Source organism: Streptomyces erythrochromogenes (assembly GCF_040684695.1).
Classification (GTDB): domain Bacteria; phylum Actinomycetota; class Actinomycetes; order Streptomycetales; family Streptomycetaceae; genus Streptomyces; species Streptomyces erythrochromogenes_C.
This window is the reverse complement of record NZ_JBFBGM010000050.1, coordinates 2,263-21,291: the sequence shown is the minus strand read 5'-3', so window position 1 is coordinate 21,291 and position 19,029 is coordinate 2,263. Positions and strand designations below refer to the sequence as shown.

Below are 19,029 nucleotides of genomic sequence, written 5' to 3'. Positions count from 1 at the left end.
ACACCGCCACCCTCCGCGACAACCGCGGCAACGTCATCGACACCGAATCCTGGGGCCGCCGCGGACACCAGCACCGCGGCTGACACCGGGCAGGCGGTCGCCCCGACGGGACGGTGACCGCCGGCTGCCGGGGGTGCGGCGTGTCGCGGCCGGGCGGGCCGTGGCGCGCCGCACCCGTGCGTGCGGGGCGGGGATGGGGTGGGGTGGGGTGGGGTGGTCGCGTGCATTCGGGTGGCGGCGTGCCGTGTCGGGCCGGTGGTGGGGGCCGGGTTCGCGATGCTGGGCCGGGTCCTTCTCCCCTGTCCCACGGCGAATCGGAGTACGGCATGACGGCGGACGCGGTCGGGCGTTTCCTGGCGGCTCTGGAGCCGCAGCGGCGGGAGGCCGTGGCGGGCAGGCCGCGTGAGGAGCAGGAGCGGTTGGCGGCGGCGTGGGAGGAGGAGCTGGACTCGGACGACGAGCTCGACACCCTCGACGAGCTCTCTCCGCCGGCGGCGGAGGCCGAGGCGGCCCGCCGGGTGATGGACCACGAGGGCTGATCCGGCCCCCGGGGCGCACCGGCCGGGCCTGACGGGTCGGCGGGCCGGCGGGTATTGCGCTGGCGGGCGGTGTCGGGGCTGGGGAAGACTGCGGCGGGTGCGTGATCATCTGGAAGTGTCCCCGGGTCTTCGGCTGCGGCGCTGGGCGCCGGCGGACGTGGGGGCGGTGCTGGGGGCGTTCGCCGATCCGGTGATGGTGCGGCAGGCCGTTGAGCCGGTCGTGACCTTGCCGGCGGCGCGGCGGTGGCTGGCGGACCGGGCCGAGCAGTGGGAGGCGGGATCCGCTTTCGCCTTCGCGGTCGTCGACGGTGCGGGGGCGGTGCTGGGGAACGTGGCGGTCGGCGCCGTCGACCGGCGGCACCGGACGGGCTGGGTGTCGTACTGGACGGTTGCGGCGGCCCGCGGGCAGGGGGTCGCGTCGGCCGGCTGCCGGGCGGTGGCCTCCTGGGCCTTCGAGGACGCCGGTCTGTTCCGGCTGGAGCTGGGCCACCGGGTCGACAACCCGGCGTCGTGCCGGGTGGCGCGGGCTGCGGGCTTCGCGGTCGAGGGGATCCAGCGCCGCAAGCTCGAGTACGACGGGGTCCGCCACGACGTCGAACTGCACGCACGGCTGGCGACCGACGCCGTGCCGCCGGCGCCCGTCCGGCCGGGCCGGACCAGCGCCGGCTGAGGCGTCCGGCCGGGCCGGCTCCCGGGCCGGCCGGTGTCGGCCGGGCGCTCTGCGCCGTCCGGTGCCACGGGGTCTGCCCCGGGCCCCGGCTGTGGCCGGCGGCCGGGGCCGGTGGCGTGTTCGCGCGGGGCGGGGCATGCGTCCCGGTGGGCGGGTTTCGGGGCGGACCGGGGCGGGGCCTGGGCCCGGGGTTCGGTGCTGCGTGCGGGCCCGGGCGGGCCGGGTGGAAGTCCCTGCCGGGAAGCGGCGGGGTGGTGCCGTTCGGCCCGCCGTGTGGTGGCGGGCTGCGGCGTGCCGCGTGGTGTGCGTGGGGGGGTGTTCTGGCCTGGGCGTCGCGGGGTGTCGGGGCGTGGCGGGCTGTCGGCGCGGGCGGGTTCGGGTCGGGTCGGGGGTGTGGGGGTCAGCGGCGGTGGATGCGGTCGATGCCGTACCAGCGGGAGATGCAGGCGGCGACCCAGTCGCGGCTGCGGTCGGCGGTGAAGAACGGTTCGGCGAGGGTGCCGATGGGCAGGGGGCGGTAGCCGATGTCGGTGGCGCCTCGGGCGGTCTCGGCGCGGATGCGGGCGTTCTGGGCGTCCCAGGCGATGGAGCGGGCCACCGTGGTGGTGGTGAGCTGCTGGAGGCCGGGGACGAGGGAGGCCGTCGCGGCGAGAGTGAGGCAGAACGCGGCCGTGGCGCAGGCCGCCACGGTGGCCGGGCCGGCGGGGCGGCGGGCGGCGAGGCGGGGGCCGGCCCATGCGCCGAGGAGGGCTCCGTAGCCGCACAGGGCGATTTCCATGGGGAGCAGGTAGCTGGTCCAGGTGCGGGCGTAGGTCCATCCGGTGGGGCCGTATCCGCTGCGCAGGCCTGCTGCGACGGCGAAGGATCCCAGGATGACGACGGGCAGCGGGAGCAGGAGCAGGGCGGCGAGCGTCCACCGGGACGGCGGGGCCGGGGAGGGGGACGGGAGTGAGGTTGAGGGTGAGGTTGAGGGTGAGGGTTGGGGGGTGCGGAGGGTGGCGGCCAGGCCGAGGAGGAGGCCGGCGGCGGGGGCGGCGAGGTAGGCCCACTGTCCGGTGACGGTGTCCCACATGTGCAGCCAGTCCTCGTAGGTGGCGCGCAGTTCGGCCGTGGAGAGCAGTGGCTCCTTCTCGGGTTGCTGGGCGCGGCGCCAGCGGGCGCCCGGGGAGGTGTAGAGGACGGCGAGGCCGCAGAGGAGGCCGGTGCACCACAGCAGGCACCAGGTGAAGGGGCGCCAGGTGGTGGCCAGGCGCAGGCGTGGCAGGCACAGGACGGCGGTCAGGGCGGCGGCGAGGCCGCTGACGAGGGCGAAGGGTTCGCTGAGGGTGCCGAGGGCGAAGCCGGTGAGGAGGGCGCCGGCGAGGCCGGCGGTGCGGACGGCGCGGCGGGGGTGGGGGACGGTGGCCAGGGCGAGCAGGAGGGCCCACAGGCCGATGACGCTGGGCAGGGTGTGGGAGATGGTGGCGGGGGCCCACAGCAGGACCTGGTAGCTGCGGGTGCCGGCGTAGTAGAGGAGGGCTTGGAGGACCAGGGCGCAGGCGGTCAGGAGGAGCAGGGGCGGGGCGTGGCCGAGGGCGCGCAGGAGGCGGCGGCCGAGCAGGACCAGGGCGGCGGTGAGCAGGACGGTGATGAGGGTGGGGAGGATCTTGGTGCCGGCCGGTCCGTCGCTGTAGAGGAGGCCGCTGAGGAAGGCGTTGGTGATGCGGCCGTTCTGGGTGGTGTAGAAGTCGGCGGTGATGCCGAGGACGCCGAGGTCGCGGGCTTTCCAGGCGGCGCACCAGTCGTCGGAGGCGGGGCGGGTGTAGAGGCCGAGGAAGCATCCGACGGCGACGAGGGCTCCGGCGGCGGCGAGGAGGGTCGCGGCGGCGGCGGGCAGGAGGGTGCGCGGGAGCCGGCGGGCGCCGGGGCCCGGGCCGGGGCCGGTGTGGGTGGAGGGGGTCACGCGTTCTTCCTCGCCCTCGGCCGCCATGGTGCTCATGGGCCTTCCCCTTCGCAGCGGGGGCCCGTCGGGCAAGGGCGGCCGGGTGCGCCCCGCCGGCTGTGGTGATCGCACGGCCCGCGAACACCCATGATGTGCACGGTTCGCCGGGTGCGGCATCCCGGGCCGGGGCTGCCGGGGGGGGCTGCCGGGGGGGCTGCCGGGGGCGGCTCACCCGGGCGGCGGGGCTTCCGTGGCGGGGCGGGCGGTGGTCTTCGAGGATGGGTGGGGTCGGGGTCCGCGTGTGCCCGTGCGTGTGCCCGTGTGTGCGGCCGTGGACGGGTGTGCGGATGCGGCGGAGGGAGTGGCGATGGCCGGTGTCCTCGGCTGCTGGGCGGTGGTCGCGGCGGCGTTGACGGGGACGGTCGTTCCCGTGTGCGGGGCGGGTGGTCATGCGCCGTTGTCGGGGCTGGCCGCTCCTGCGGTGGGTGTGTTGTCGAATGCGAGTACTGCCGAGGGGGTTTCGGCGTCGCTGGCGGCCGGTGCCCGGTACGTGGAGGGCAGCAATGTGCTGCGGCTGGCGTCGGGGCGGTGGCGGTATCTGCCGTCGGGGCGGTCGGTGTCGGTGGTGGTGGCGGCCGGGGACGGGCGGGCGCTGCGGCAGATCGGGCAGAGCCGGGCGTGGCTGGCGTCGGGGCGGGTTCCGGGGCGGTCGGCGGCCGAGCGGGAGGCGGCGGGGCGGGCGCTGCTGGCGATGCGGGCGCTGTTGCGGCCCAACGGGGCGATGGCGGCGGGGTGGAGTCCGGGGTGGATGTATTCGTGGCCGCGGGATTCGAGTTTCGCGTGTGCGGCGTTCGCGCACACCGGGCATGACGAGGAGGCGTTTCGGATCCTGCGGCACAGTGCGGCGACCCAGCGCGGGGACGGCAGCTGGGAGGCGCGTACGAAGCTGGACGGTTCGGGGCCGCCGGACGGCAGGCGGTGGCAGTTGGATGCCAACGGCTGGGTGCCGTGGGCGGCGTGGCAGTGGTACCGGGTGGCGCCGTTGGAGGGGCGGCGGGAGCGGTTGGCGGTGCTGTATCCGATGATCCGGGCGGCGGCGGACCGGGCGGTGCTCTCCCTGGGTGCGGACGGGCTGCCTCCGGCTTCTCCGGACTACTGGGAGTTGATGACGGCGACGGCGAACATCGGTACGGCGGCGCCGTTGCTGGCCGGGTTGAACGCGTCGGCGGACCTGGCGCGGGAGGCGGGCCGGGGGCAGGATGCGGTGCGTTGGGGGCGGGCGGCGCGGCGGTTGTCGGCGGGGATCTCGAAGCGGTTCTTCCCGCTCGGTTATCAGCGGAGCGTCGACGGGCGGCACGGGCGCGACAGTGCGGTGGCGTTCATGGCGCCGCCGTTCAATGCGGGGGCCGCGGGTGTGCCGGCGGCGCTGGAGTCGACCTACCGGGCGTTGCTGCTGCCGAACGGGGGGCTGACTCCGGGCAATGATCCGGGGGCTCCGTGGGGGGCGGTGGCGTGGACGCCGAGTACGGCGTTCTTCGCTCTGGCGTGGGCTGCGGGGGGACGGCCGGCGAAGGCGGGGCCGGTGCTGGAGTGGGTGCTGTCGAAGCGGAACGCTCTGGGTGAGCTGCCGGAGAAGGTGGACGGGGCGGGCCGGCCGGCGTCGGTGGCGCCGTTGGCGTGGACGGGTTCGATCGTGGTGCTGTCGCTGGTGGCGTTGGAGGCCGGCGGGCTGTCCGCCCCTCCCCTGGCCCTGCCCTTGTAGCCGTGGGCGGGGGTTCGGCCCGGGCCGGGGTGGGCGGGGCCGGGGTGGGCGGTCGGTCGGGGCGTGCGGGGCGGGTGGGACGTGCGGGGTGGGCGGGGTGGGCGGGGTGGGCGGGCCAGCCGGCCGGGTCGATCGGGTCGCGCTGGGGCGGGCCGGGCCGCCGGGCCTGGCGGGTCGGGCTGGGCCGGGGCGCGTGCGGTGGGGTGGGGTCAGACGGGCTGGGTCGGCGCGCCCGGTGGCGGGGTGGTACGGACCTTCTCCAGGGCGGCCAGGAGGCGGCGGTAGGCGGCTTGTTCGGCGGCCACCGCCCGCCGGGCCTGTTCCAGGGCCGGGTGGCGGGGGTCCTGCCGGACCCGCCCCCGCCCCTGCCCCTGGACCTGGGTCTGGGTCTGGGTCTGGGTCTGGGCCTGTTCGGTGGCGGCCAGGCGCAGGGTTCTGGCCCGGCGTACGGCGCTGTCGGCTTCGAGGCAGGCCTGGTCGAGGAGGCGGTGGTCGAGGACTTCGGTGAAGGCGCGCCGGGCGAGGGCCTCGAGGTGGTCGAGGCGGGCGGCGCAGTGGTCGGGGTCGGGGGTGGCGCAGCCCTGGGCGAGGGCGGTGGAGAGGGAGTCGAGGGTGGCTGCGAGGCGTGGGTATTCCCAGGCCGGGGTGGTCTCGTTACGGCAGCCGGTGGTGAGGGCCGCGGCGGTGGCGAGGCAGACGGCCAGGGCCAGGGCGCGGAGGGCGGCTGCCGTCCGCGGACGCGGGCGCGTACGGGGGCGTATGCGGGTGCGGGTGCGGGGGCGTATGCGGGTGTGGGGAGCGGTCACGGAGGGCGCCGTTCGCCGGTGGTCAGGACGGGGAGGGGTGGCCGGGGTGGTCGGGGTGGTCATCGTCGCGCGGGGTGTTCACCCGTGCCACCCGGAGCCCTGGCGGGCGGCCTGGGCGAGGGCGGTGGGTGCGACGGCCCGGTGCCACGGCACGGATCCGCCGGGTCCGCCGGGCGCGGGGCTGGGGGCGGGTGTGGGGGTGGGGGTGGGCGGGGGTGTGGTGGTGAGGTGCAGGCCGGCGTCCAGGCCGAGGGCGGCGGCCAGGCCGGTGCCGTCGGGTGCGGTCACGGCGGCGGGGGCGCCGGTGTAGAGCATCTGGGACTGGGACCAGGCGGGTGCCGGGCCGGGGAGGGTGACGGCGGCCGTGCCGGTGTCGGCGCGGCCGGCGAGGAGGCGGCCGGCGGTGGCGACGGCGCCGTAGCCGCCTTCGCCGCCGGTGTCGGCGGGCGGGGTGAGGGCGGGGGCCCCGGTGGCGGTGGCGGTGGCCAGGGTGGTGGTGACGGTGCCGGCGGAGGGGCGGCGGAAGGTGAGGCGGACGCCGTCGTCCTGGGGTGTCGCGGAGAGCACGCCGGTGGTCGCGGGCAGGCCGGTGGGGAAGGGGCCGGTGAGCGGGGCGCCGGGGGCGGGCTGGGTCCAGGCCAGGACGGTGCGGTCGGTGGCCGCGTACACGTGGCGGCGGCCGGCGCTGTCGGTGGCGGTGACCGGGTCGCCCTGCAGGCCGGTGCCGCCCAGGGCCTGCCAGGGGCCGAAGGCGGTGTCGGGGGCGCTTTGGGTGCGGGCGCGCAGGGTGCGGCGGGAGTCGCGCTGGTAGACGGTGATGCGGCCGGTGGCGTCGACGGCGGCGGTGGGTGCGCCGAGGGCGGTGGTGGCGGCGTCGGTGGCGGCGGTCTCGCGGGCGGCGGTGGTGGTGTCGGCGGTGGTGCCGGGGGTGGTGGTGTTGGGGGTGGTGGTGTCGGGGGTGCCGAGGTTCTGCCAGGGGCCGAAGTCGGCGCCGGGGGCGGTTTGGAGGGCGTAGACGGCTTCGCGCCGGTAGTCCTGCGGGGTGGTGCCCAGGGTGGTGCGGGTGGCGAGGACGGCGATGCGGCCGTCGGGGAGGCGGGCGGTGGAGGCGCCGGCGTCGATGGTGGTGCCGGGGGCGGTGGCGGGCAGGAAGCGGGGGCCCTGCCAGTCGGCGGCGGGGCCGGGGCGGGTCCAGTAGGCCATCTGGCCGTCGAGGGCGGCGAAGGCGTGGAGCCGGCCGGGGGTGCCTTCGGTGATCCAGGTGGTGCTCTCGCCGCGGCTGTAGCGGATGGTCTGGTTCCATCCGGCGCCGGTGGGGCGGGTGGCGGTCTTGCGGTCGCCGCAGCCGGCGGGGCTTCCGCACCAGTCCTGGTGGTCGCTCCAGGCGTAGGTCTTGAGGTAGCCGAGTTTCTCCTCGGCAGCCTTCGCGTCGAGGGTGGGGGGCAGGGAGCTGTTGGGGTAGCTGACGTAGTTCTGGACCGAGAAGTGCGGGCGGTCGGCGGAGGCGGCGTAGCGTTCGGTGGCCGCCTGCACGAAGCGGGCCCCGTACATGTGGTCCTGGTGGTCGAGGAAGGCGCCGGCGGGCCGGGTGCGGCCGGGGGTGGGGTCCTGGGTGCGGATGGTGGTGGGTTTGTAGAGCGCGAAGACGTTCGCGATGGCCTGGACGGCCTGTTCCCTGGTGTAGGAGAAGGGGGTGGTGACGGGGGTGCCGGAGGCGAGCTGGGAGCCGAGGGCGGGGACCTTGCCGTCCCACAGGCCGCGCAGGCTGTCGGGGTTGTCGCCGGAGATGCTGCGGGCTTCGCGCATCTGCATCCACACCAGGTTGACCTCGGGGCGGTCGAGGAGGACGTCGACCTCGGCGCTGCCGCCGCCGGTGGTGGGTACGGAGGTGCGCTGCCAGGCGCTGGTGCGCCGGCCGGTGGCCATTTCGGCGTAGGCGGCGCGTATGCCGTTCTGGCGGGCTTCGGCGTAGGCGGCGTGGTCGGCGGGGCGGGTGGGGTCCTGCAGGTGGGGGCTGTGGGCTTCGTTCCTGCCGTCGGACTCGCCGGCGGTGAGGTAGACGGTGGTGACCTTGACGCCGGTGGATATGGAGCGGCTCAGGTCGGGGTTCATGAAGAAGAGGTCGTCGTCGGGGTGCGCGACGACCTGGAGGACCGTGCCCTGGGTGACGCTGGGGCGCAGGGGGGCCTGGGGGGCTGCGGGTTGGGGGGTGCTGGTGTATCCGTAGGCCCAGGTGGTGATCCCGGCGGCGCCGATGGTGAGTGCGGCGAGCAGGGCCGCGGTGCGGGTGCGGCGGCTGGCCAGGGACATCTGCGGGCGCCTCGGGGGTCGGTCCGGTGCGGGTGCGCGCCGAAGGGGGTGGGAGTCGGTGCCCCGATGGCTCCAGCACTTCCGGAGACGACCGGGGCCGATTATGCCTCGCGGGTTTTCTGCTGACACACCATCAAGCGGCATATGAAAACAAACCAGTTGAATACCCCATATGGGCAGCTTGTCCGCATTTGACACTGGTTGGGTGGGGGGTGGGGCGGGGGTGGGGTGGCGTGCGTCACTGGCCCGGGGGTGCTCGGGGGGTGCTCCGGGCGGGCGGGGCGGGGGCGGGCCGGGGGGTGCGGGGGTGGTGTGCGGGAGGGTCGGGCGTGAGGGTTTCGGGGGCTTGCGCCGTGGTTTTACCGGGATTTGCTGGTTTCTGCGGGTTTCCCCGCGGGTTTGCGTGCGGGTGCCGGGCCGGCGGCGGCCGCGGGGCGCACCGGCGGGCGGACCGGGGTCGGTCCCGGCGGCGGTGAGGTCGCTCACACCGCCGGGGGGGGCGGGGGCGGGGGCGGGGCGGGTGGGCCGGATCTGGAGCCGGGGCGGATCCGGGGCCGGGGGGGGGGGCCGGGGCGCCGGGGCGCCGGGGCGCCGGGGCGCCGGGGGGCAGGGTGCCGGGGGGCGGGGTGCCGGGGGGCGGGGTGCCGGGGGGCGGTGCCGGATCCGGGGCCGGGGCCGGGGCGGACCCGGGGCGGGGGTGCCGCGGTGCCGGGAGGCCGGGAGGCCGGGAGGCCGGGAAGCAGGGTGACCGGTCGGGGCATGGCGGCCGCCGGGCCGGTGGGCCGGGCGCCGAGACCCGGGGCGGGGGGCGGGGGGGCGTGGTGACCGGTGTACGGGTCCGGCGTAGCCGTGCGGCGCGGGCGTGCGGCGGAGTACGGGGCGCCGTGGACCAGTGGCCGGGCCTCGTCGGCCCGCCCGATCACGGCCCGGTTGTGCACGTCGAGGGATTCCGAGAGGAAGGCTTCTGGCGTGCGGCGCGGACCGGGTGGCCGGCGGCCGGCCGGTGCAGGAGTCGACGAGGCGGGGCGCCGGGGAGGCCGGTGCCGGTCTCAGTGGGCCGGTCCGGGCCGGGTGGTCGGCAGCCGTGGCGCCGGGCCCGGGGCGTCGACGGGCGGCGGCCGGCCGGTGCGGAGGTCGGCGAGGTGCTGTGCCGGGGAGGCCGGTGCCGTCCCGGCACACGGGCCGGGTGGGGGCAGTTCGTCGTCACCGGCCCGGCGGGCCGGCGGCGAGGAGGGGTGCGGTGTCCGTCGTGTCCGGGGCCGGTGGTGGCGTGCGGCCGGCGATCCGGTCGAGGCGGACCAGGCCGGGCAGGCGGGCCGGGCGGGGCGCGGGGCGGGCTGGGCGGGCTGGGCGGGTGTTGCGGATGGTCCGTCGCCGGGCGCCGCTCCCCCGGGCCTGGGGCCGGGGGTACGGGTGCTCCGGCGAGGCCGGCCGGCGGGCGTGACCGCGTCATCGTTTCGACCGGCGTGCCGCGGGGCCGGCCGGGGGCCCCGGTGTCCCCGACCCGAGCCCGGGTCCGAACGGTGGTGGCAGGTGGGTGGGTTCGTTCCGCGGTGTGCGGTCGGGGCGGCGCGGGCCGTCGGGGAGGGGTGAGGGGCGGCGGGGCCCCTTGGGGGGCCTCGCCGCCGCCGGTGCTACTTCAGGCCGGTCTCCTGGCAGGCGGCCTTGAGGGCGTCGGTGCAGATCTCGTCGATGGTGTAGACGCCGTCGAGGACCACGGTGCTGCGGATGTTGTCGCGGGTCACCGACATGCCGGGGATGAGGACGGCCGGGATGCGCTTGGTGGTCGGGCTGCTGACGACCTGGTTGATGATCCCGTCGATCTTCTCGCCCTGGGCGAGGAGGACGGCGAGTTCGGCGGCGGCCTCGGCCTCGCGGGCGTAGGGCTTGTAGACGGTCATGTACTGCTCGCCCGCCACGATGCGCCGTACTCCGGCGAGTTCGGCGTCCTGGCCGGTGACGGGGGGCAGCGGGGAGACGCCCGCGGCCTTGAGGGCGGTGATGATGCCGCCCGCCATGCCGTCGTTGGCGGAGTAGACGCCGACGATCTTGTCCTTGCCGAGCGCGGAGAGCGCGGCCGCCATGTTGGTATTGGCGTTCTCCGGCTTCCACTCGACGGTGTCGTACTCCTTGCCGATGTTCGCCTTGCCGTCCAGGACGGAGCGGGCACCGGTCTTGAAGCTGGCGGCGTTGGGGTCGGTGACCGCGCCGTTCATCATGACGATCTTGCCGTTCCTGGCCTTGTCGCCCAGGGCCTCCAGCAGGGCCTTGCCCTGGACGCGGCCGACGTCCTCGTTGTCGAAGGAGGTGTAGGCGTCGATCGGGCCCTCGGCCAGGCGGTCGTAGGCGACCACCGATATGCCGGCCGCCTTGGCCTTCGTCACCGCGCCGGCGATGGCTTTGGAGTCCACCGCGTCGATGACCAGGACGTCCACCTTGTCCTTGATCATCGCGTCGGCCTGGGCGCTCTGTCTGGCCGCGTCGCCGCCCGCGTTGGCGTAGAGGACCTTGCCCTTGCCGAGGGTCAGCAGGGCGACCTTCTTCTCCATCAGCGGCTTGTCGAACTTCTCGTACCGCGCGGTCTCGTTCTCGGGGAGCAGCAGGCCGATCCTGACCGCGCCGTCGCCGCCGTCGCCGCCGCTGCCGGCGCTGCCGGCTTCGGTGGTGCCGCAGGCGGTGAGCGTGACGGCGAGCGCCGCGACGGCAAGAGCAACGGGGGCACGCCCCAGATACGCGTTCACGAGGTGAAGCCTCCCTGACGGGGCCGTAATGGGTACGGCCGAGGAAGAGGCAGTCAACGTGGGCCGCACCGCCGCCGTCAAGAAGTGAATCCTTAACGAGATGGCAACGCTGTCATCATACCGGCTCACCCCGCCTGCCAGGGCTTTCCTTCGTCGGTGGGGGTCCGGGCCCTGGTGTGGCATCAACTCCTGAAGGGTGAGGGGCGGGTGGGTGTTCGAGAGGTGGTGCGAGGGAGTTTCGGGGCGGGGCCGGAGGGGCTCGGGGTTCAGGGGGGCGGGGGTTCTGTGGGGGGCGGGGGGGATTCGGCGGGGGCGCGGGTTTTCCGGGGTCGGGTGGTTCAGGGGGCGGTTGTGGCGCGGTGGGGGTCCTCGGCGGGCGGGGCGGTGGCGGACGCCGAGCGCAGGGCGAGGAGGTATCCGGCCTGGAAGCGGCTCTCGGCGCCCAGTTCGTCCATCAGCTCGGCGATGTGGCGCCGGCAGGTCCGCAGGGACATGCCGAGCCGGCGGGCGATGAGCTCGTCCTTGGAGCCGTCGGCGAGCCGGCCGGCGATGGTGTCCTGGAGCTGGGTCGAGGTGGTGGCGGTGTAGGTGGCGGAGAAGGGCTCGGCCAGGCTCCAGGCGTTGGCGAAGACCGAGCACAGGAAGGCGACGGCGGAGGGTTCGCGCAGGACGACGGCCGCGTCGGGGTTGTCCCATACCGGGAGGAAGGCCGTGGCGCGGTCGAAGACCAGCATCTTGCCGAAGAGTTCGCCCAGGGTGCGGACCTCGGCGCCGGCGGCGCTGACGGACCGGACGTACTCCTGGGTGCCCGGGCTGTAGCGGGCGGTGTGCTGGTAGAGGGTGTGCAGGCGCACTCCGCGGCCCAGCATCTCCAGGTCCCGCGGGAGGGCGCGTTCCAGGTAGCCGGGCGGGCGGCCGCCGCCGGGCTGGACGGTGAGGACCTCCTCGGTACAGCGGGCCGCGGTGTCGGCGATGAGGAGCATGACGCGGTCGCGGGACTCGACGACCTCCACGGCGCCGGAGTCGGCGCCGCGGCGGTAGGTCTCCTCGTACAGGGGGATCAGGGAGCTGAGGCGGGCGCGGGTGCGTTCCAGGGTCTCCAGGCGGCGGCGCAGCCGGTTCTCCTCCGGTCCCACCAGTTCGGCGGCGGCGGTGTAGGGGCTGACGGCCCGCCACCGGGCGTGGGTGCCGTCGGGGTCGCGGGCCAGGAGGCGGTGGCGGGCCAGTTCGGCGGCGGCGCGCTCGGTGTGTTCCTCGGCGAGGCCGAGTGCGGCGGCCAGGGCGGTGGTCGGCTGGGGGCCGCCCTCCAGCAGGCGGGTGTAGAGGCGCAGCGCCGTCGGCCCGAGCTCCGCGGCATCCGCCGCGGCCGGGCCGGCATCCGGGGCGGGGGCTGCTGGGTCCGGGACGGGGGCTGCGGGGTCCGGGACGGGGTCTGCTGGGTTCGGGGCTGAGGCTGTGATGCCGGCCGGGTGCGGTTCCGGGTCCGGGTGCGCGGCCGGGGAGGGGACCGGGGCGAGTGCTGCGGGGTCCGGGTGCGCGGGCGAGGCGGGTGCCGGGGCGAGTTGGGCGGTGCATGCCGGGGCCGCAGCCGCGTTCGGGGCCGGGGCCGGGGCCGGGGAGGGTGCAGCGGTGCCCGCCGGGGCCGGAGCCACAGCCGCACTCGGGGCCGAGACTGGGGCGGGTACCAGGAGCGTGGCAGGTGCCGGGGCGGGTGCGGCGGTGCCCGCCGGAGCCTCAGGCACATTCGGGACCGGGGCCGGGTCGGAGGTGGGGGCTGGAGTGAAGTCCGCAGCCGGGGCGGGGACCGAGCCGAGTGGCGCGGTGTCCGCCGGGACCAGGACCACAGCCACGCTCGGGACCGGAGCGAGGGCCGGGCCGAGTTCCCCGGCGGCCTGCGAAGCCGCGGCCGGATCGGCAGGCACAGCCGCGTTCCGGATCGGGGCCACAGCCGGGGCCACAGCCGGGGCGGGAACCGGGCCGGGTGCGGCGGTGTCCGCCGGGGCCAGGACAGCAGCCGGGGCGGGGGGCACAGCCACGTCCGGGACCGAGGCCGGGACCGGGACTGGGGCTGGGATCGGGGTGGGGGGCGGGCCGAGTGGCACGGTGTCCGCCGGGGCCGGGTTCGGGACCAGGGCCCCAGCGGGGGCGGGGAGCGGGCCGGGTTCGGTGGTGTCCGCCGGAACCGGAGCGACAGACGCACTCGGGGCCGGGGTGGGGACAGGGTCCGGAGTGGAGTCCGCAGCCGGGTCGGGGGGCGCAGCCACGTTCGGGACCGAGGCCGGGACCGGGGCGGGATCCGGGATCGGGGCGGGGGCTGGAGCCCCAGCGGGGGCGGGGGCCGGGCCGGATGCGGTGGTGTCCGCCGGAACCGGAGCCACAGACGCACTCGGGGCCGCAGCCGCGTTCGGGGCCGGGGTCGGGCCGGGTTCCGCGGCGGCCGACGCAGCCGGAGTCGCGTTCGGGACCCGGGCGGGGGCCGGGTTGGGGTCCGGCGGGGGCGGTAACGCTCCCGGCGCCTCTGCAGGCGCCCCGGTATCGCTGGTTCTGTCCATGTTTCGCACCCCTCCCTTTCGTGCCACGCACCTTGCTGAGGCCCGTGCCCGCTGGACCCCGAGTTCCCGGCCGGAGATTCTTGAGTCACCGGAAAGAAAGACCCGGCAGGAATCAGATCGGAATTCACTTTTCTCAGGAGAGCAGCATGAAGTTCACTCGGTTCCTTTGTGCGGCGGCGCTGACCGTTGGTATTGCGGGCAGCATCGTTTCCGGCGCGGCGTCGGACTCCGGATCCGGTCCGGCTTCCGCACGGACCACCGCCCCGTGCGACGGCCGTCCGGGGGACACCGAGTGGACCAACCCCGCAAGCCACTGCCCTCCGGCCCTCTAGAGCCGATCGGGCGCCGCCAGGTTCCACCCTCGCGCGAAAGTCACTGGAAGAACCCGATGCCGAACCCCCCTCCAGACCACCGGGAAGCCGGTCTTCCCTGGTGGCAGGCCCTCTCGCTGCTCTGTGCCGGATGCCTGGCCGTCCTGCTGCACCGGCGGATCACCGGCCCCTCCCCCTCGCGGACCCCCCGCCGCACCGGCGGCGGGAGGGCTCCGCACAACGACGCGGCCGCCCACCTCACCACGTCCTGGTGACGGAAAAACCCTCCTCGCCCCCGAAGGCCGAGAGCGCTTTCAGTAAATCAGCAATCCGGGGCGGGAGAGGAGTCGGCCGAATGGGTTCGGCCTGAAATAGGCCCGATCCTTTCCTTTCCGGCCACAGCCCGGCAGTGCCGGCCGCACACCCGCGGAAATCCTGTTCCGGTGGCACCGGATTCACGGCCCCGCATTCACCTCACGCCCCACCCCCGGCCCGCTCACGGCTCCCTTCCGGCCCGCTCAAGGCAGGCTCACGGCCGCCTCCGGGCCACCCCCGGTCCCTGCCTGCGGCCTCCGACGGCCTGCCGGGCCCTCACAACCGCCGAATGTCCGATACATCCCTTGAAGGAGAAAAGTTATGCGTATCAGCCGCAAGCGTGTCGCCGTCATGATCGTCAGCTCGGTCGCCGCCGCGGGGGTCCTGCTGCCCTCCGCCGCCTCCTACGCCGCCCAGGCGCCCGCCCCGGCCGCGCCGGCCGCCGTCCAGGGCGTCGCCCCGGGCGAGGCGGGCGCCCTCGCGGGGAAGGTCGACGTCGCCTCCGCGGTCCTCGACATCACCCAGAAGATCTTCAACATCGTCACCGAGGCCATCGAACGCAAGCAGAACCGCTCCGGCTACGTGAAGTCCCTGATGGAGGGGGCCTTCTACGAGTCCGGCCAGCGCTACAACGTGATGGTCATCAACAACGCCAACAGCTACACCCCCAACCTGCGCGGCGTGGTCTACGACGCCAAGGTCAGCGGCATCCACGGCACCTACCGGGTGCTGGTCTTCGAGTCGGGCCAGTTCACCAACCACGGCGACGGCGGCTGGATCAACTGGGCCTTCCGCGGCTGGTTCGACCGCGACGGCGGCCACGTGAACTTCCGCCGCTCCTGGTAACCCGCCCCCGCCCGGCCCGCCGGCCCCGCTCCGCTCCCACCCCGGCCCCCGCTCACTGCCGCGGCCCCCTGCGCCACCCCTGCACCCCTGCACCCCTCCCCCGAGCCCGAGCCCGTCCCCACTCCTGCCCCCGTACACGTCCCCGTAGAACAGGACTTCATCGCCATGCGCCGCAACACCACGCTCGCCACGATCGCCCTGACCGCGCTCACCCTGACCGGGGCGGCCGCGCTCCCGGCCCAGGCCGCCGGGCAGCCCGCCCCGGCCCCCGCCGCCGTGTCCGCTCCCGCCTCCCCCGCCGCCGCCTCCCCCGCCGCGTCCGAACCCGACGCCGCGGCCGCCGCCGACAAGAGCGTGAGCGTCAACGTCTCCATGGACCAGCTCGGCCGCGGCAAGGCCATCGCCGACGCCCTGCGCGGCATCAAGACCGACAACCGCGGCACCTTCGTGCAGGAAGCCATCGACAAGGCCTTCAAGGCCGCCGGCAGCCGCCACAACGTCATGCTGTTCAACCTCAGCCAGAACTACAACGACCAGTTCCAGGGCACCCGCGTCTACGCCAACGTCCAGTGGGGCAACATCCACTACGGCCTGTGGATCTTCGAGTCCGGCCAGTTCACCAACCAGGGCGACGGCGGCTGGATCAACTGGGGCTTCGTCGGCTGGTACGAGCGCAACGGCGGCCACGTGAAGTTCAACCGCTCCTGGTAACACCCCACCCCCGCAAAGGGCCCACCGGCGGCCCCCTCCGGCCACCGTCCGCACCGACGGACACCGGAGGGGGCCGCCGGGCGTCCACACACCCCCGCCCGACAAGGACCACCACGCCCCCACCACACCGGCAAACCACACTCCACCCCCACCCGGCCCGACCAGCCCGCCCGGACCCGACGTGACAGCGACCCCGGATTCACCCCCACAACCATCCCCCGCCCCGGGCCGGTTGACGGAAGCCAACCCGCCCCCCGGGACGCGGGAACCGGACACGGACGGGACGCGACCGCCCTCGCGGTGTCACCACCGTGGCCCACGACCGGGCCACACCTCAGGACTGCAACGAGCACGACCCTCAGGCGACAACCCCCGGACCCACAACCGTGAGCCGGACGGCGGTGAACCCCGGCCGGGACAGGACGCCTTCGTGACCACACAAGCGGGTCGACGGTCACGGCCGGCAACCGGAACACGCAGGCGCGGCTCAGGAACGACAACACCCACGGCGAAAGTCCCGCGAGAGAACAGAGGCAGTCCACCATCAGGCCCGGACCGACCCCCAGGACAAAGCGACCACCGCCCTGAACAGCTGAGCCACAGACCGCCCGGGCCGGAAGGCCCCCCTTTCATGCGGAACAACACAGGCGCCCGGTCCAAGACCACCCAACCCCGGACCCGGTGCCGGCCGGGGAACCTGCACGGGACCGGGGCAGCCGCAGACGGCCCGCGGCGGTGAAAGGGCCACCGACAGGCCGCACCGCCATGGTGAGCGGCACACGCCCCGGCCACCGGAGGCAGCCGAGACGTCCTCGACTGACACTCCCCGAACAGAACGGGGCGGGACGGCGGGACGATAGCTTCACCCCCGGCACCGACTGCCTCGTCCACACCGGCGGCGGACGGTCGGGCCTGAAAGCCCCGACCCGGCAGAACCCGGCAATCACGGCCCTACCCCCGCAGACCCCTTGGCCGAACTCCCCCACCGACCACCTCGCCCGACCAGCCCAACAGGCCGACAGACCGACAGGCCGGGCGGCCGCACCCCACCTCGCTCTCGCCTCGCCCCACTTCGCCTCGTCTCGTCTCGTCTCGTTTCCGGGACGGCATCGCGGGGCGGAACGGTGGTGGGAGCCGGTGGAGTGGACGGGGGTGTGTCGGTGCCGGGCCCGCAGGCCGGCATCCGGCACGGTGGGGCGCGGGTCCAGCCGTCCGCTCCCGCGCGCGGGCGGCATCCGGGGCACGGGTGAGAGGTTCGCATGGCCGAGAACAACGACACCACCACCGGCACCGATGCCCACTCCGGCGCCGGCGACGACCACAACAACAGCAGGACCGGTGGCAGTGGTGGCGGGGCGGTCTCCTCGCCGACCAGCCGTCGCGCCCTGCTGCTGGCCGCCGGCTCGGCCGGGGCCGCCGCCGTCCTCGGCGCCGCCTGCACTGCCCCGGCCCGGACACCGGACGCGGCAGGAGTACCGCCCGCCTCCCCGACCCCGTCGAAAGCGGCACGGGCCGCGGCCCCGGCCTGCGTCCTCGCCGTCAAGGCGGGCGCGGGACCGTACTACCTGGATCTGGACCTGGTCCGCTCCGACATCACCCAGGGCCGCGCCGGAGTACCCCTGCGGCTGGACCTGACGGTGGTACGCGTCCCCGACGGCTGCCGCCCCCTCCCGTCCGCCGACGTCGAGGTGTGGCACGCCGACGCCGACGGCGACTACTCCACCGGCAAGGACACCTTCCTGCGCGGCACCCAGACCACCGACCGCACCGGACACTGCGTGTTCCACACGATCGTGCCCGGCTGGTACGCCGGACTCGCCCCCCACATCCACTTCACGATCCGCCCCGACACCCGCACCGAGACGACCTCCCAGTTCTTCTTCCCCGAAACCCTCCTGACCCAGATCTACACCCGCCCGCCCTACACCCGCCGCACCCCACCCCAACACCCCAACCGGCGCGACGACCGCTACCGGGCCGCAGGAGCGACCATGACCCTGGCCCTCACCCCCGACGGCAACGGCTACCGCGCCACCCACACCATCGGCATCACCTGACCCAAACACCCCACACACCGCCCGAACCCGGCAGACCCGACCGGCCACCACCACATACCCGCAGGTCAAACCCACGGCAAGGCCGCCCGACGCTGCCAGCGGGTGCGACAGCCGCCCGGATCGGAGAAGCTGGGCATGGCCGCAGCGCCACCGCGCGCGACAACCGGGCGAGGAGGTCCCGTGGACGCTTCAGGAAACGGCCCCAACCCCCGCGGGCCGCAACCCCGCACCCACACCCCAACCCAAACCCCACCCCAGCCCCAGCCCCAGGCCCAGGCCCAGGCCCGGACCCGGACCCGGTCCCGGGTGCGGACCGGGATCCTGCTGAGCGCCGCAGCAGCCCTCACGGCCGCCGCCCTACCCGCCTCAGCATCCCAACCCGCACCCGCGCCCACACCCGACCCGGTCGTGGTCGACTGCTTCTCCAAAGGCCAGATACGCCCCGACGAATACCTCCTGGCCTGCGGCGACGGCAACAACCGCCTCGTCGACCTGCGCTGGAACACCTGGGGACCCAAAACCGCAACAGCCACCGGCACCGACATGGTCAACGACTGCCGCCCCTACTGCGCAGCAGGCCGCTTCCGCCCCTACCCGGTGACCGTAACCCTCAGCGACCCCCAGCCCTGGCCCGACCACCCCGACACCCAGCGCTTCGCCACCATCCGCCTCCTCTACACCCACACCGCACCAACCCCCCTCCCCAAAGACGTCACCTACAAACTCGTCTACGACACCCCCAGCCCCACCCCCACACCCACCCCCTGACACCCCCCACCACAACCACACGGCCCCACAGCCACACGGCCGCACCGCCGCGTACTCACAGACCCGACACCCCGGCCCCATGAGAAACACCAACCCCACGGGGCCACCCCACGGGGGCACCCGGGACGGGGACGCGGAGTGGGCGCGGCGGGTCGGCCTGCACCGGGAGCGCCCACCCCAAAAACCGACCCAAGACCCAGAAACCGAAACCGGAAGCCGGGGATCGGCAGCCGGGATCAGGAGCCGGACACCGGAAACCACGGCCGGCAGCCGGACGCCGGAAGCCGGGACCAGGGATCGGGCGGCAGGATCAGGGCCGGAGATCAGGCGCCGGAAGCCGCACACGGAAGTCGAAGGCCGGACATCGCACGCCGCGATCGGGGACCAGCGGCCGGACATCGGAAGCCACAGTCGAAGAACGGGGGCCGGGCGCCGGAAGCCGCACACGGGAGCTGAAGGCCCGACGTCGCACGCCGCGATCGGGGACCAGCGGCCGGACATCGGAAGCCTGGGGGCAGGGTCGGGATCGAAGGCCGGACGTCGGAAGCCGCAGCCAGGGAGCCGGCGGCCGGAAGCCGGGATCAGGAATCAGGGATCAGGGATCAGGATCGGGGCCGGAAATCGGGCGCCGGAAGCCACACACGGGGATCGGGGGCCGGGCGCCGGAAGCCACACACGGGAGTCGAAGGCCGAACATCGGAAGCCGCACACGGGGCCAAC

General features: G+C 75.1%; 13 protein-coding genes. 8 read left to right on the top strand and 5 right to left on the bottom strand.

Annotated elements, in window-relative coordinates; all coding sequences use genetic code 11:
- The first annotated feature begins 326 nt into the window (after window positions 1-326).
- Together AB0O53_RS37690 and AB0O53_RS37685 are read left to right on the top strand one after the other, a co-directional pair.
- Window positions 327-539: a hypothetical protein gene (locus tag AB0O53_RS37690; RefSeq protein WP_365201689.1), complete on the top strand. Its 213-nt coding sequence runs from the start codon at window positions 327-329 to the stop codon at window positions 537-539.
- Window positions 540-654: 115 nt separating this feature from the next.
- Window positions 655-1,209 (top strand): GNAT family N-acetyltransferase, encoded by a 555-nt coding sequence (locus AB0O53_RS37685; RefSeq protein ID WP_435886731.1) that lies wholly within the window; start codon window positions 655-657, stop codon window positions 1,207-1,209.
- A 400-nt stretch (window positions 1,210-1,609) separates the two neighbouring features.
- Here the strand turns inward: AB0O53_RS37685 and AB0O53_RS37680 are convergent, their stop codons facing one another.
- The gene (locus AB0O53_RS37680; RefSeq protein ID WP_365201686.1) at window positions 1,610-3,187 is read right to left on the bottom strand and encodes a DUF6056 family protein; all 1,578 of its coding nucleotides are present in this window, start codon (window positions 3,185-3,187) and stop codon (window positions 1,610-1,612) included.
- A 310-nt stretch (window positions 3,188-3,497) separates the two neighbouring features.
- Here AB0O53_RS37680 and AB0O53_RS37675 point away from each other — a divergent pair, with 310 nt between their 5' ends.
- Entirely contained in the window at window positions 3,498-4,892 is a 1,395-nt protein-coding gene (locus AB0O53_RS37675) for a glycoside hydrolase family 15 protein (protein WP_365201684.1), read from the top strand.
- A gap of 209 nt (window positions 4,893-5,101) precedes the next feature.
- Here AB0O53_RS37675 and AB0O53_RS37670 read toward each other — a convergent pair whose 3' ends face one another.
- The 4 genes from AB0O53_RS37670 to AB0O53_RS37655 form a co-directional block, all read right to left on the bottom strand.
- On the bottom strand, window positions 5,102-5,698 hold the full coding sequence (locus AB0O53_RS37670; protein WP_365201682.1) for a hypothetical protein: 597 nt from the start codon (window positions 5,696-5,698) through the stop codon (window positions 5,102-5,104).
- Between the two features lie 78 nt (window positions 5,699-5,776).
- Window positions 5,777-8,008, bottom strand: a complete 2,232-nt coding sequence (locus tag AB0O53_RS37665; RefSeq protein ID WP_365201679.1) for a PIG-L family deacetylase — start codon at window positions 8,006-8,008, stop codon at window positions 5,777-5,779.
- A 1,634-nt stretch (window positions 8,009-9,642) separates the two neighbouring features.
- Entirely contained in the window at window positions 9,643-10,749 is a 1,107-nt protein-coding gene (locus AB0O53_RS37660; protein ID WP_365201676.1) for a sugar ABC transporter substrate-binding protein, read from the bottom strand.
- 338 nt (window positions 10,750-11,087) lie between these two features.
- The gene (locus AB0O53_RS37655; protein ID WP_365201673.1) at window positions 11,088-12,401 is read right to left on the bottom strand and encodes a LuxR family transcriptional regulator; all 1,314 of its coding nucleotides are present in this window, start codon (window positions 12,399-12,401) and stop codon (window positions 11,088-11,090) included.
- Between the two features lie 1,288 nt (window positions 12,402-13,689).
- Between AB0O53_RS37655 and AB0O53_RS37650 the strand changes: the two genes are divergently transcribed.
- From AB0O53_RS37650 to AB0O53_RS37630, 5 genes are all read left to right on the top strand, one after another.
- Window positions 13,690-13,887, top strand: a complete 198-nt coding sequence (locus tag AB0O53_RS37650) for a hypothetical protein (RefSeq protein ID WP_351002181.1) — start codon at window positions 13,690-13,692, stop codon at window positions 13,885-13,887.
- Between the two features lie 361 nt (window positions 13,888-14,248).
- On the top strand, window positions 14,249-14,773 hold the full coding sequence (locus AB0O53_RS37645) for a stress protein (protein ID WP_351002183.1): 525 nt from the start codon (window positions 14,249-14,251) through the stop codon (window positions 14,771-14,773).
- Window positions 14,774-14,938: 165 nt separating this feature from the next.
- Window positions 14,939-15,484, top strand: coding sequence for a stress protein (locus AB0O53_RS37640; RefSeq protein ID WP_365201666.1), 546 nt, complete (start codon window positions 14,939-14,941; stop codon window positions 15,482-15,484).
- Between the two features lie 1,259 nt (window positions 15,485-16,743).
- Window positions 16,744-17,541 carry a dioxygenase family protein gene (locus AB0O53_RS37635; protein ID WP_365201664.1) on the top strand — a complete coding sequence of 266 codons (798 nt, stop codon included), beginning with the start codon at window positions 16,744-16,746 and terminating at the stop codon, window positions 17,539-17,541.
- A gap of 306 nt (window positions 17,542-17,847) precedes the next feature.
- Window positions 17,848-18,309 carry a hypothetical protein gene (locus AB0O53_RS37630; protein WP_365201661.1) on the top strand — a complete coding sequence of 154 codons (462 nt, stop codon included), beginning with the start codon at window positions 17,848-17,850 and terminating at the stop codon, window positions 18,307-18,309.
- The last annotated feature ends 720 nt before the right edge of the window (window positions 18,310-19,029 follow it).